This is a genomic window from Spiroplasma monobiae MQ-1, from assembly GCF_002865545.1.
In the GTDB taxonomy this organism is placed as follows: Bacteria; Bacillota_I; Bacilli_A; order Mycoplasmatales; family Mycoplasmataceae; genus Spiroplasma_A; species Spiroplasma_A monobiae.
This window is the reverse complement of the sequence record NZ_CP025543.1, coordinates 14,640-29,034: the sequence shown is the minus strand read 5'-3', so window position 1 is coordinate 29,034 and position 14,395 is coordinate 14,640. Positions and strand designations below refer to the sequence as shown.

General features: G+C 30.0%; 15 protein-coding genes. All 15 read right to left on the bottom strand.

Annotated elements, in window-relative coordinates; all coding sequences use genetic code 4:
• Nucleotides 1–3: 3 nt before the first annotated feature.
• On the bottom strand, nt 4–1,188 hold the full coding sequence (locus tag SMONO_RS00140; protein WP_101780335.1) for a hypothetical protein: 1,185 nt from the start codon (nt 1,186–1,188) through the stop codon (nt 4–6).
• 47 nt (nt 1,189–1,235) lie between these two features.
• Entirely contained in the window at nt 1,236–2,600 is a 1,365-nt protein-coding gene (locus SMONO_RS00135; protein ID WP_101780334.1) for a hypothetical protein, read from the bottom strand.
• A 71-nt stretch (nt 2,601–2,671) separates the two neighbouring features.
• Nucleotides 2,672–4,018 (bottom strand): replicative DNA helicase, encoded by a 1,347-nt coding sequence (dnaB, locus tag SMONO_RS00130; protein WP_101780333.1) that lies wholly within the window; start codon nt 4,016–4,018, stop codon nt 2,672–2,674.
• The gene (gene rplI, locus SMONO_RS00125) at nt 4,018–4,464 is read right to left on the bottom strand and encodes a 50S ribosomal protein L9 (protein ID WP_101780332.1); all 447 of its coding nucleotides are present in this window, start codon (nt 4,462–4,464) and stop codon (nt 4,018–4,020) included. The genes dnaB and rplI overlap by 1 nt, the downstream gene beginning before the upstream one ends.
• Nucleotides 4,465–4,524: 60 nt before the next feature.
• Nucleotides 4,525–4,746, bottom strand: coding sequence for a 30S ribosomal protein S18 (gene rpsR, locus SMONO_RS00120; RefSeq protein WP_101780331.1), 222 nt, complete (start codon nt 4,744–4,746; stop codon nt 4,525–4,527).
• A gap of 19 nt (nt 4,747–4,765) precedes the next feature.
• On the bottom strand, nt 4,766–5,215 hold the full coding sequence (locus SMONO_RS00115) for a single-stranded DNA-binding protein (RefSeq protein ID WP_101780330.1): 450 nt from the start codon (nt 5,213–5,215) through the stop codon (nt 4,766–4,768).
• A gap of 21 nt (nt 5,216–5,236) precedes the next feature.
• On the bottom strand, nt 5,237–5,785 hold the full coding sequence (rpsF, locus tag SMONO_RS00110) for a 30S ribosomal protein S6 (protein ID WP_101780329.1): 549 nt from the start codon (nt 5,783–5,785) through the stop codon (nt 5,237–5,239).
• A 108-nt stretch (nt 5,786–5,893) separates the two neighbouring features.
• Complete coding sequence (locus SMONO_RS00105; protein WP_101780328.1) at nt 5,894–6,493, bottom strand: IspD/TarI family cytidylyltransferase; 600 nt, start codon at nt 6,491–6,493, stop codon at nt 5,894–5,896.
• Nucleotides 6,494–6,540: 47 nt separating this feature from the next.
• Nucleotides 6,541–7,548, bottom strand: a complete 1,008-nt coding sequence (locus SMONO_RS00100; RefSeq protein WP_101780327.1) for a class-II aminoacyl-tRNA synthetase family protein — start codon at nt 7,546–7,548, stop codon at nt 6,541–6,543.
• Nucleotides 7,548–9,059 carry a lysine--tRNA ligase gene (lysS, locus tag SMONO_RS00095; RefSeq protein ID WP_101780326.1) on the bottom strand — a complete coding sequence of 504 codons (1,512 nt, stop codon included), beginning with the start codon at nt 9,057–9,059 and terminating at the stop codon, nt 7,548–7,550. Before lysS ends, SMONO_RS00100 begins: the two co-directional genes overlap by 1 nt.
• Nucleotides 9,060–9,063: 4 nt before the next feature.
• Nucleotides 9,064–10,050, bottom strand: coding sequence for a tRNA dihydrouridine synthase DusB (gene dusB / locus SMONO_RS00090; protein WP_101780325.1), 987 nt, complete (start codon nt 10,048–10,050; stop codon nt 9,064–9,066).
• Entirely contained in the window at nt 10,050–10,364 is a 315-nt protein-coding gene (locus SMONO_RS00085) for a DUF1904 family protein (protein ID WP_101780324.1), read from the bottom strand. The genes dusB and SMONO_RS00085 overlap by 1 nt, the downstream gene beginning before the upstream one ends.
• Nucleotides 10,365–10,452: 88 nt before the next feature.
• Complete coding sequence (locus SMONO_RS00080) at nt 10,453–11,460, bottom strand: ABC transporter ATP-binding protein (RefSeq protein ID WP_101780323.1); 1,008 nt, start codon at nt 11,458–11,460, stop codon at nt 10,453–10,455.
• 53 nt (nt 11,461–11,513) lie between these two features.
• Nucleotides 11,514–12,365 (bottom strand): Hsp33 family molecular chaperone HslO, encoded by an 852-nt coding sequence (locus SMONO_RS00075; protein ID WP_101780322.1) that lies wholly within the window; start codon nt 12,363–12,365, stop codon nt 11,514–11,516.
• Between the two features lie 77 nt (nt 12,366–12,442).
• Nucleotides 12,443–14,365: an ATP-dependent zinc metalloprotease FtsH gene (gene ftsH / locus SMONO_RS00070; RefSeq protein ID WP_101780321.1), complete on the bottom strand. Its 1,923-nt coding sequence runs from the start codon at nt 14,363–14,365 to the stop codon at nt 12,443–12,445.
• Nucleotides 14,366–14,395 lie beyond the last annotated feature (30 nt).

Sequence of the window (14,395 nt, the reverse complement as noted above, 5' to 3'; positions counted from 1 at the left end):
TCATTATCTTAAAAGTTTTTGATATCTCTTTCTTGAAAGTTCTTCTCTTTTTTTGGCTTTTTTAAGTTCTGCTTTTTCCTTTTTAGATAAGGAGAATACTTCAAAATCATCTTGTTCAGCATCTTTTCTTGGTGTTGAGAATATATCATCTTCTTCATTCATTGGTCCAAGATCAATTAAACCGTCATCCTTTTTTGATGTAACTCTACTTTCTGGTATTAAGTTTTCCTCATAAATTTCTGTAATGGCTTTTTCTTCTTCTGTGCTTTTAGAAACTGGTTCCTTAAAAGCAAAGTCTTCGTCTAAGTCCGGTATATCCTCAAATCCAAATGTATTATCATCAATTATTTCTACTTGTTTTTGTTCTACATGTTTTATGTCTTTATATGCAGAAACTTCTCCAAGACTATCATCGTCAGTATTGTTAACAAAACTATTTGGTTCCTGTATTATTGCTCCCATTTTATCTTCTTCAAATAAACTTGAATCTATCGATAAAGTATTGTCATTAAATTCAAACTTAAACTCTTCTTCTTTTTCTTCAAAGATGTTATTTTCGTTTGTTTTAACAACTGTATTTTGGTTTAATTGTTCAAAAATTTGTTCTTGAACAACACTTTGATTGGGCTCTACAGCTTTCAAATTTGGTTCTGGAGCAACTTGTTGCATCGTTTGAGGTTGTACAATATTTGGTTCTTGCATCATTGTTTGTGATTGCATCATTTGAGGTTGTTGCATCATTTGAGGTTGTTGCATCGTTTGAGGTTGTTGCATCATTTGAGGTTGTTGCATCATTTGAGGTTGTTGCATCATTTGAGGTTGTTGCATCGTTTGAGGTTGTTGCATCATTTGAGGTTGTTGCATCATTTGAGGTTGTTGCATCATTTGAGGTTGTTGCAAGATACCTTGTTGAATAGTGCCTTGATTCAGGGGTGGCACTAATTGGTATTGATTGTTTGGATTTATTTGCATTGGTATTTGGTTTGTATACATAGGTATCTGATTATTAATAGGATAATGATTAATTACTTGAGGTTGATTTCTTGCAAATGGGTTTAAGGCAAAGCCAAAAAGTGATTGTATAAATTTGTTAGCTTCAAAATCACTAACAAATGACGCAATCACTTGATTTGTATTACCATCAACAACATTATAAAAATTACTATCAAATCTGATGTAGTAGTTCATAAGAAGTGCCCCGTTTCTTTTTTTCTATTCAATTATCTCACAAATTATTACTTTGTTTTTTTAGATATATTAATAGTTGCCCCTTTTAAGTCTTTAAAAACATCTGTAGTTCCATCTACATTATTAGAACTAATTCTAAACATTTCTTTATTTGTAAATTGATAAAAGGCAGGCTCATATCAATAAACGTTTTTTGCAGACTCTATTTTTTTATCCTTAATTTCAGTTTCTAAGTTAACTCCTACCAATTGATATCCAACAATTAAATTATTTAAAGTTATTTCAATTTTATAATTAACTTCTTCTCTTTCTCTTTTTTTATCTTCAGGCATTGTGAATGTGAAGTCAATTTTTAGAGGAGATGTGCTTTTGCTGTACATGAATGTTCTATTTTCATTATCATAGCCACCCACAACTTGTGATTGAAGAGCATTTTTATCTTTGTTTCTATAAAATACACTTGATCCCGAAATGTCTTGTGACTTTATTTCTTCATTAAAGTCCTTTATTTGTTTGTCTGCATTTCCAGGAAGATTGTATTGCCCGGGCATCAATATACCATTTTCATATCTAGTTTTAGAGCTGGTTAATTTTGTATGATCATTTTTGAAAGTTGCTAAGTTAACTTTTGGATTTCCAAGCAATTCTTCTTGATTTTTTTCATCTTCTTTCAAAATTGCTGAATACATTTTTTCAGCATCATCACTGCTCATTGCATAATATGGTTTATCTTTATATTCAGAAAGCCCTTTAGTTCAATCAACATTTGCTTTTTCGGTTGATCATGTTTTTGAAAGGTAATCTTCTAAACTAGTTTCACTAGAAGAAGTGTCATGATCAATTGTTGTTTTATCTAAATTACCATTTTCCTTATATTGATACTTCACTTCTGCTTGAATAGTTTTTGCATCATTAGAATTAAAAGTTGTAGCTTTGCTAGCTGATCACTTTTCTCCTTCTTTAATTTCTTTATTTGTGATACCTAAATTAAAATTAACTTCTGTAAAGTTTGAGTCAACAGGTTCATTATAATCTTTTACAAAATCTTCAATAGCATCTCCAGAGAATTTTATATCTTGTTTTTGTTCTTCTTTGTTTGCGTTTGTAAGTGCCATTGCTAAACCAGTATCACCAAGAACATCCTTTTGCTTTTGTTTTTTTGGATTATCTTTTCCGGGGTATTTATCCTCAGTAAAAGTAAGTGCATCTAACACTTGATATCCCAAAACAGAAAGTGTTGAGTTACTTCCAAATACTTTTGAGTATCCAACAGTCTCATCTCCAATTTTAAATTCTTTATCATTATCAACTAAAGTTTTGATTGAATTAGTGCTTATACCACAAGACGCTACAGCAGAAATACCTGGTGTAACTATTGCAAATGTCCCCAACACTGAAAGTAATTTTTTCATAATTTAACTAACCTCTTTTTTTTAAAACAAATCTCTATTGTTTATTCTACATTAAAAAATTAAAAAACCCATTATGAATTTTTTGACTGATCTATAAATTTACCATAACTTCTTAAGAAATTAACTTTAACAACACCCGTTGCTCCGTTACGGTGTTTTGAAATTATAATATCTGTCTCATCTGTTGGATCATCTGCTCCAACATTATATTCTTTGGCTTTATAATATGCATCCCTATATAAAAACATAATTATATCTGCATCTTGTTCAATGGCTCCCGAATCCCTTAAATCTGACATTAAAGGGGTTTTTTCTTCTCTTTTTTCAACACTACGTGATAATTGAGAAAGACAAACTATAGGCATATTCAATTCACGAGCAATTTTTTTTAAATGTCTTGATATTGCTGCAACTTCGTTTTGTCTACTATCAAACTTATTTGACATAGATGAAATTAATTGAAGGTAATCAATAAAACATATTTCTACTCCAAAATCTCTTTTCATTTTTCTTAGTTTTGATTGTAGTTGTAATACCGTAATACCAGGAGTATCATCAATAACAATATTCATGTTTTTAATTTGTTCTCCACCGGCCGTAATTCTAGTTCATTTTTCTGTTGTTAATCCTTGAGCATTTCTTAATGCTCCAGAATCTATTCCAGAAACAGAACTTAATACCCTTTGCACCAATTGTTCTTTGGGCATCTCTAGAGAAAAGAATGCTACACCCTTTTGTCTTTCCGCTGCATTAACAGCTAAGTTAAGTGCGAAAGCAGTTTTACCCATAGAAGGACGAGCTGCCAAAATAATGAAATCTCCTTTTTGTCATCCATTAGTTATTTGATCCAAATCAGAGAAACCAGAAGGAACACCATTTACAAGTCCTCCATTTTTTTCTAGTGCTTCAATTTTTTTAATAACTTCTACAACAGTTTCTTTAACCTCTGTTGCGTCGTCCTTTTTTATATCTGTTTTAATGTTTAAAATTTTTTGTTGAGCCACCATAAAAACTTCATCGATTGGCGATTTGCTATCTCTTAATTGTTTAATGTGTATTAAAGCTCTATCCAACTGTCTTCCAATAGAATTTTTAAAAACTATTTCAACATAATCTTCAAAACCTTCATCAGTATAGAAGTATCCAGATACATCAGATAAATATCCAACTCCACCGATTTTATCTAACATTTTTTTATCTTCTAAAAATTCAGCTAGTTTTGTTATTGTAACGTTTTGGCTATTTTGCGAAACGCTATTGATTGCTTCAAAAATAGTTTGGTGTTTTTCCAAACTAAAATCTTCAGAGTTTAGTTGAGTTAAAATATCAAAACTCGCTTTTGGTGAGTGCATTGCAATTGCTAATACAGCTTTTTCCGAATCTATTAGAACACTATTTAAATCTATTTTTTCATTCATTATTCTGTACCCTCTACAAACACTTTTAAAGTTGCCATTACTTTAAATTCAAGTTTAACTTTTAAATAAAATAAACCTAACTTATTAATATTTTCATGTTTTTCAAATTTTCTTTTATCTAATTCGATAGAAAATTCCTTTTTCAGCCTTTCGGTTATTTGCGAAAGAGAAATTGAACCAAATGGTCTTCCGTCTTTTGTTTTAATTTTAAAATTTAATTGTAACCCTTCAATTCTTTCCTTTAAAAAGTTTATTTCGTTTTGCTTTTCTTTATTTAATTCTTCTTCTTTTCTTTTTCTTACATTTAAATGACTTACATCATCTTTTGTTGCAAGAATTGCTAATCCTTTTGGTATTAAGTAATTTGCACCATATCCATCAGACACATTTACAATTTGATCTTTTTTACCATAATTTTTCACATCAGCTAATAAAATTACTTTCATTTATTTTCACCTTCTTAATTATAACAAATAAAAAAACACCTTGTAGGTGTTTAATAATTATTATTGAACCACGAATGGTAACAACCCCATACCTCTTGCTCTTTTAATAGCAACAGCTAACATTCTTTGGTGTTTTGGTGATGTACCTGTAATTCTTTTTGGTAATATTTGCCCATTAGCAGAAATGAATTTTTTTAATAAATCCACATCTTTGTAATCTATATAATCAATGTTGTTTTTAGCAAAGAAATTTACTTTTTTTCTTCTTACAAATTTTTTCATTGTATTTTTTCCTCCTATATTAGTCTTCTCATAAAATCGAATCATCATCGTTTGATTTAACATCGTCTATTAGATCAAAATCAAAATTACTTGATGTTTGTTGAGTAGATTGTTTTGGTTGGTTTGTTTCAAATGAATTATTTGAACCTGATTGAGTTCCGTTACCAGTACCACCCAGGAATTCAATTCTATTAGCTCTAATTGTAACGATTTGTGAAAATTGTCCATTGTTGTTTTCTTGTCTAACATTTATTGAACCTTCCACAGAAATTTGAGCACCCTTTTTAACAAATTTTGCCAAGTTTTCTGCAGTCTTTTCTCATGCAAAGCAAGGTACAAATTGAGTGAATTGATTCCCTCCAGAAAATTCATTTACAGCAAGTGTAAATGCAACAAATGATTTACCATTTGATGAACTTCTTAGTTCTGGGTCTTTTGTAATTCTTCCTATTAGGTTTACTGAGTTCATTTGAATTCTCCTTTAAAGCTATTAAGCTTCTTTTTCTTCAACTTTTTTAGTTGTTTTTTTAGCAGCTGGTTTAGCTTCTTTAGTTGCAGCATTTTTTTCTTTTACTTCTTTAACAACTGTTACTTCTTTTTCTTCTTTTACAGATTTTACTTCGTTTGATTCTTCAACTCTTGGGTTTTCATCTCTTCTTGGCATTCTTCTGTCAAATCCTCTTGAAGGTTTTTTCTCTTCTTTAAATTTTGACATATCTGTTTTAGATAATTTTGTTGATTGAATGTATTTTTTTTCGTTTTCTGTGTTAAGCACTTGGTATCTAACTACATTTTTATCAATTCTTGAAACACGTTCAAATTCATTAATGTTTGCTGAATCTGTTTCAACGATCACTACTGTATAGTAACCTTTTTTCTTTTTCTTAATTATATAAGCGAAATCTCTTAATCCTCAGTCTTCTGATTCTAAGATTTTTCCGCCATTAGCAGTAAGAACATCATGTAATTTTGTTTGAACAACTTTAACATCTGTTGTATCTTGATCGATGATGTACATTACTTCGTATTTTCTAATCATATTTCTATCTCCTTGTGGTCTTTTGGCCTACTAAAAGGCAAGGAGTTAATAAAAAATTAACTCGCCTATTTATTATATAGTAAAAGTTATATTATATTCAAGGTATATTTATAAATCTCTTTTAAAAGTAATTTTCTTATTTTTTTCATCACCTTCTATAAATTTTATTTTGTAGTTTAATTTTTCAATTAATTGACAGTCATCAAAGAAATCATTTTGATTTTCATTGTATTGGTCTTTAATTATTTTTGTCTTAAACCCTTGTGGTGTTTGAGTTTGGAAATACTCTTCTCTATTAACTGTTTCAATTTTATTTCCCACGATTCTTTTTAAACAATTTGTAACTTTTAAAGTAGGAATTACAGAATCATTTTCATTTAAGTTATCTATAATTTCCAAAATAGTTTCTTTTGAAACAAAAGGTCTTGCACCATCATGGATTAGCACAAAATCTTTGGTTGCAAGCTCCAAACCTTTTTTTACAGACTCACCCCTTGTTTTCCCACCCTCAACAAGTATTGCATCTTTATTTTTAATTATTTCAAAAATTTCCAAATTAGAAACAACGATAATCTCTTGAATTTCATTTAGATTTTCAAAACATTTTATTGTCTCATTTATTAAATATTCATTATTAATTTTTGCTAACATTTTATTTTCACCGAATCTTTGTCCCGATCCGTTAGCTACAATAATTAAGGATACCATTTTTATCACCAATTTAATTATAAATAAAAATCACAACTAAGTTGTGATTAAAGTATTTTAATATTGTTTGCTTTACAGTACTCAAGAAAATCGCTTCCCCATATAGAAGAGTGCACTTCTCCAATATGCTGTTTTTCAAGTATTGTCATCAAAACTCTATTCGTAAAGATTCCAACAGATAAAGTCAAAGGAAGTTCGTTTGACTTTATCAAGTGATTATACTCATTATTTATTTTGCTATTTTCTTTTAAAATAAGATTTTGTTCTTGAAGTGTTTTTCTATCAACTTGGAAACCGGCATAAACTAATGAAACTGATTTTTCGCACTCTCCATTATAAATATATAATTTTGAGTAGGTTTTCAAATTAAATACATCTTCTGAGAATTGACTTATATTTTTTTGATTCATTATTTTTTCAGCATAATCTTGTATTACAAAACTGCCGTGATCTTTTCCAAACTTATTTAATCTTTCTGAAAACGTTAATAGCGGATATAATTCTCTTAATTTTTTATATGTTATGAAAGTTAATGTCTTTGAAAAATGAAAACTATTCAAATTATCATATTCTTTACTCAAATTTGTATCAATTGAACAAAGTATTTTATAAATCTCTATAAGATTATTATTCAAAATATCCATATCAACTTCATCAACTAAAATCTCTAGTCCAACTTCATCAAAAATTAATGAGTTTATATTGTCCAAAACGGCATCTCTATTAACGGTTGTAAAGTTTGTAATTATTCCATTTACCGTTTCATTATCTTCATCAAAATTCTTTAAAAAATATCTTCTTCATTTGTTGTTTGATTGAATTATTTCACCATATTCATTTTGACTTGTAACATCAAAATCTATTGGCCTTTTTGTTTGTTGAAAGTCATCATTTAATCAAAGGTTCTTGTTAGTCACAATACCACTTGATACATTTAATAAATTGAATTTCTCTTTTAAAGCTTTGAAAGTATTTTCTTTGATATATTCTATTCCTTGAATTGTTTCTTGAAAATTTAATTTAGAAACATAACCTAAAGCTATACCGTATTTCATTAATTGCCTCTTGGTTTCATTTGAGGGAATAGAAGAACATCTTTTATTGATTCTGAATTTGTTAATAACATAACCATTCTATCAATTCCAATTCCAATTCCGCCTGTTGGTGGCATTCCATATTCCAGTGCTTCAATGAAATCGATATCCATTTCATTTGCCTCATCATTTCCAGCAACAGCTTCTTTGATTTGATCTACAAATCTATCATATTGATCGATTGGATTATTTAACTCTGCAAATGCATTTGCATATTCTCTATTAATGATAAATAATTCAAATCTATCAGTGAATCTAGGATCTTTTGAATTTAATTTTGAAAGTGGAGAAATTTCTCTCGGATGTCCTCAAATAAATGTTGGTTCAACAATTTTTTCCTCCACAAATTCTTCAAAAAATAAATTGATAATGTGTCCAACTGAAAAATGATGTTTCTCAACTTTAACATTATGTTTTTTTGCAATTTCACAAGCCTCTTCATAAGTCATTTCTTTTCAAAAATCAACTCCACAAACTTCTTTAATTGCATCCACCATGTGTCATCTTTTGAATGGTTTTGATAAATCTAAATCATGTCCACCATAGTTAATTTTTGTAGTACCTCTAACAACCAACGAACATTCTCTAAACAATTCTTCACATAATTCCATTAAGAATTCCATGTTTTTATATGCAACATAAAGTTCAATTGATGTAAATTCTGGATTGTGTCTTGTACTTATTCCTTCATTTCTAAAGATTCTACCAATTTCGTACACACCATCAAAACCACCAACTATACATCTTTTTAAATGTAATTCAGTTGCAATTCTTAAAACAAAATCATTATTTAATGCATTGTAATGTGTTACAAAAGGTTTGGCACTCGCTCCACCCCTAACAGATTGCAAGATAGGTGTTTCAACCTCCATATATCCTTTTGAATCTAAAATAGTTTGGATAGTTCTAATTATTTTTGTTCTATCAATAAAAACTTGTTTTGCTTCAGGATTAATAATCAAATCAACATATCTTCTTCTATATTTTTCTTCTATATCAGCCATACCCAAATGTTTGTCTGGCAATGGTTTTAAAGCTTTGCTAAGTAATTTGGCCTTTTTAATTCTTATAGTTAATTCTCCATGATCGGTTTTCATCATAATTCCTTCAACACCAACTATATCACCCAAATCTAAATCTCTGAAATACTCAAATTCTTCATCACCCAATTCATCTTGTCTAACATATATTTGAATTGAAGATTTTTGGTCTTGAATATTTGCAAAGATTGCTTTTTTACCAGCTTCTCTAAATAGCCTAATTCTACCTGCAGCAGAGATTATAATGTTTGTTTTTTCAGTTAACTCATCTTTTGAAAATGAAGAAAATTGATCATTTAATTCTGTTAATGAATGACTTCTTTCGAATTGATTTTCAACAAAAGGATCTCTACCATTTTCAGTTAATTTTTTAAGTTTATCTCTTCTTATATTTTCTTGTTCTGAAAAATTTCTTTCAAAATTGTTGCTCATCTGATTATTCTCCTAAATTTTTGCTTTCATAAAAACTAAATATATTATTAATATCTCCTAATGATTCAATAGTAGTTGCCATTTGTTTCATTTCTTTAATTATATTGTCATTTCCCAGTGTTCCTAAATATCAAAGAAGTTGTTTTCTCATTTCTCTCATTGCAAACTCTTCTCCACGCATTTCCATTAATAGATTTGCATGTCTAATAACCGTTTCTTTTCATTCTTCGTATGATGGTTTTTCCAAGGTTTCACCAGTATCTAAATAATGTTGAATTTCTCTAAAAACTCATGGATTACCCTGAGCTGCTCTTGCTATCATTATTCCATCACAACCAGTTTCTTCAATCATTGCTTTTGCCGATGGACCATCAACAACATCACCATTACCTATTACAGGTATACTAACAGCTTCTTTAACTTTTTTAATTCAAGTTCAATCTGCTTTTCCAGTATAAAATTGATTTCTTGTTCTACCATGCACTGCAATGGCACTTGCACCATTTGCTTCTGCAATTTTAGCAAGCTCAACTACATTTCTGTTTTCATCATCTCAACCAATTCTCATTTTTACTGTAACTGGTTTTGATGTGTTATCAACAACAGCCTTTATTACTTCCCCAACTCTTTCTGGGTACTTTAATAAATTTGCTCCAGCTTGACTTCTTAATGCTACCTTTGGTGCCGGACAACCCATATTAATATCTATAATGTCACATTCAGAAAATTCTTCAACTATTTTGGCTCCTTCGACAAACGAATTTACATCAAAACCAAAAATTTGCAAAGTGATGGGGTGTTCCAAATTAGATACTTCAATCATAGTTTTAGTTTTTTGATTATTATGAACCAAACCTTCAGTACTAACCATTTCAGCATAAACAAGTGCTGCACCTTTTTCTTTACAAATAATTCTAAAGGCAGCATTAGTAGTTCCTGCCATAGGACCTAAAAATACTTGACCCTTTATATCAACATTTTTAATTTTCATTATCCAATACATTCTCCATTTAAATATAAGAAACTGTTAATTTCCTCAAATTTAACATAGATATTTTTTGAAATATTTCCAAAGAATTTTTGAATGTGTTTAGATACCTCTTCTTGCTTCAATGGTCTTCCGACTCATTCTATTGAAACTTGAATTGCGTCTTTTTCGTAACCATTACCTATTAAAGTACTTGGATCGTGTCAAAATACAAACTTCTTAACATCGGCATTAATGATTAAAGCCAGTTCCCCAACTTGTTTAAAGTATTCGTTAACTTTACTTTCGTCTACACCTTTAAAATTAAATATTGGCATGTCTTTTTCCCACCTTTTAACAAATATAATTATATACTTTTTTAGCAGAAAAAAAACTACAAAAGATTTCCCTTTGTAGTTTGTTTTTCTATGATCAGTCAATTTCTGAAGGCTTTTTTGGTTTAGCGTTTTGTTTAATTTGATCAATTTTACCGTTTTTAACATGTATAACTGTATCTCCAATTTCACTAATGTTAGGGTTGTGTGTAACTATAATTACAGTTGTGTTATATTTTTCTTTAACATCAACTAAAATATCAAGAACTTTTCTACCCATTTCTTCATCAAGAGCTCCAGTTGGTTCATCACCAAATAGAATCTCTGGGTTTTTAGCTAAAGCTCTAGCAATAGAAACCCTTTGTTGTTGTCCTCCCGACATTTGGTGTGGATATTTATTCATTTGTTCTTCCATACCAATTGTTTTGAAGATTTCTTCAATTGACATTTTGTTTTCTTTTGATTTACTTAAGTTTTCCCCAACTTCTGCGTTTTCTTTTGCAGTTAAGTTTGAAAGTAGATTATATTGTTGGAAAATGAACCCAACATTTTCTCTACGGAATTTTGTTAAGTGTGAGTCTTTTAATAAAGACAAATTGCTACCTAGAACGAAAACGTCACCTTCGGTTGTTTTATCTAATCCCGAAATTGCGTTTAATAAAGTTGTTTTACCAGAACCAGACGGTCCTAAAATTACAATAAATTTACCCTTTTCAAGTTTCAAGTCCACTCCACGTAGAACTGGTGTTACTAAATCTCCAGTTACGTATCATTTTTTAGCACCATACAATTCAATAACGTTTTTTTCAAAATCAGGTTTGTTACCTGTTGTAGAAATTATTTTTCCTTCCAAAATATCTTTAGAATATTTTGAGGTTAATTGTTTTTGAATTTTTACTTTTTGCTTTAACCCTTTAACTCCATCTTCAGTTACTTCTTCTACCTGAACATGTTCGAACTCTCTAATACGAGGTTCTTGATCACCAGCCACTTGCTTTTTAACTGGTTTCTCTTTAACAATCTTTTCTTTTTTTTCTTTAGATTGTTTTAATTCACCCTCACCCACAGAAACAGGTTGTTGTAAATCTTTTTCTTCCATATTAATTCTCCTTAATATAGAACTTAAATACACCAAAATAATTTTATCACAAATTATTTAGCAAGTTCTTCAGGTTTAACATTATATTGTTTTTTACAAAAGTCACAAACAACTTCCACAACTTCTCCTTCTGAAATAATTTTCTTAATGTCTTCTTGACCTAACATTTTAACTGAATCAATAACTTTTTCCATATTACAAGTACATTCAAATTTTAATTCTCCGACACTTAGAACTTTAGCATCTTCACAGATATCTTTAATTAAAGATTCATAATTAGTTGTGCTAATTAAAGTTTTTACCAAATGTTCTAAAGAGCCAACTTTTTCCTCTATAAAATCTATATCTTCATCGCTAAATCCAGGTAATAATTGAATTATTATCCCGCAAGCTTTTTTAATTGTACCATCTTCATTTATTTCTACAGTTGAACTTATTAAAGAATGAATTTGATCACTTTGTTGTAAGTAATACATGAAATCTAAATTTATTTCTCCAGAAACCAAATCAACTCTTGAAGTATATGGTTCAGTTCCGCCATTATCTCTTGAAATTTGTAAGAAACCTTGTGTTCCCACCACTTGAGATAAGGGGCTTCCATTTCCTTCTTCAATTTTATCCACTTCAAAATTAGGAACTTGAATATATCCTCTAAATTTTTTATCTTGAAATTCAGCTATTATAGATCCACCAAGACCCATTCCATTTAAATTTGTTGTCATTTTACTTCCATCTTTTAAAGATAAACTTAATAGAGCATTATTAATAACAGTTCTTCCTAAAGCCACTGAGGTTAACGGATTAGTTCCTTGTAATTTTACAATTTCATTAAATCCCTCTGATATATCAACAATTGAAATTTTTACATTATTCTTTTCACTTAAAGCTCTAATTTCCATATCCATGTTTTTGTTCTCCTTACAATTTAACTTTTCTTATTATACTTGTTTAGAAATAAAAAAACACTTTTTAGTAAAGTGTTTTATTTATCTTCTTCGTCTGGTTCAAATTCCAATATTTCTCCAGATTCTTTTTTCTTATCTTCAACTGCTCTTCTGTTTTTTTCTTCAACCACTTCTTTTGGTAATTGATTATTTTTATCAATATAATCAATTTGCTCAGCTGTAATTGTTTCTAAAACTCTTAATGATTCAGCTATTAATTCCAAAACATCTTTGTGCTTGTTAATAACTTCAACTGCAGTTTTGTAACATTGTTCTAAAATTACATTAATTTCAGTATCAATTTTATAAGCGACTTCATCTGAATAAACCCCTTTTGTTTGTCCATATGATTCTTCTTGCATGGTTAAGTATTTTGTAAGTCCCAATGAAGACATACCAAATTGCGTAACCATTCTTCTCGCAATATTTGTTGCTTTATCCAAGTCATCATGAGCTCCGGTTGTAATTTTGTTTTTACCAAACATAATTTCTTCTGCTGCTCTACCACCCAAGTAACCGGCAATTGATGCAAACAGATCTTCTTTTGATGAAAAGTTTGATTCATCTTTAGGAGTCATAATTGTATATCCACCAGCATTACCCCTTGGGATAATTGTAACTTTTTGAACTTTTGATGCAGATTCTAATTTTAATCCCATCAAAGCATGACCAGCTTCATGGTATGAAACAATTTGTTTGTCTTGAAGTGTCATTGCTCTTGATTTTTTAGCAGGTCCACCAACAACTCTATCAATAGCTTCGTCAATGTCTGTTAAAGTAATCATTTTTCTTTTATCTCTAACAACAAGAATTGCAGCTTCGTTAAGAACGTTTTCTAATTGAGCTCCTGAGAAACCAGGAGTTCTTTCTGCAATACGTTTTCAATCTATTTCAGGAGAAACAGATTTATTTCTTGAGTGTAATTTTAAGATATCTTCTCTTTCGCGAATATCTGGAAGAGAAATTTGAATTGTTCTATCAAATCTTCCAGGTCTCAATAAAGCGTTATCTAGAACATCAACCCTGTTGGTTGCGGCCATAACTATTACTCCAGAGTTTGAACCAAACCCATCCATTTCAACAAGTAATTGGTTTAATGTCTGTTCATTTGTTGATGAACCCATTCCACCACTACGTTTTCTACCAACAGCATCTATTTCATCAATAAAGATAATACATGGGGCTGCTTTTTTAGCATCACTAAATAGATCTCTAACCCTACTTGCCCCAAGCCCAACAAACATTTCTTCAAACTCTGAACCAGCCATTGAGAAGAATGCTACTCCAGCCTCTCCAGCAACTGCTTTTGCAAGTAAAGTCTTACCCGTACCAGGAGGACCCTCCATAAGAACACCCTTCGGTACTCTAGCACCCATTTGTGCGTATTTATTTGGATTTTTTAAGTAGTCAACTAGTTCAACTAGTTCTGTTTTTTCTTCATTTATTCCTGCTACATCTGAAAATTTAACATCAGATTTGATTTCTCTAGGTCTTGTTGATTTACCTGGGCCGAACATTCCTCCACCCATTCCACCTTTAGACATAGATGAAAACATTCAAATATAGAAACCAATTAATATCACCATTGGTAATAAACCGATTATTAGGCTCATAAATGGTGAATTTGCATCCGCGATTAAAGTTATTTTACTTACAAATTCTGCAAAACCAGGGTCTTCAGCAAGAGCTTTATCATAATTTGCATTATTTAATGTTAAAACAAACTTCCTTGTTACACCATCAGCAGTTGTATAAACACCAGATATAACGTGAACTCCATTATAAATTTTCTCTGAAGTTCTTTCTGTTGCCACACTTCCACCTTGAGTAAAAATTTTATTAAACTCATCAAGAGTAAGTTTGTCGGCAGTTCCTGCTATAAATTGTCAAATAACAAGTCCTATAACAATTATCATTACTATGAATAAAACCCATAACCATATAGATTTTTTCTTTTTCATTATTTTTCACCGTCTTCTAATACCAATAAT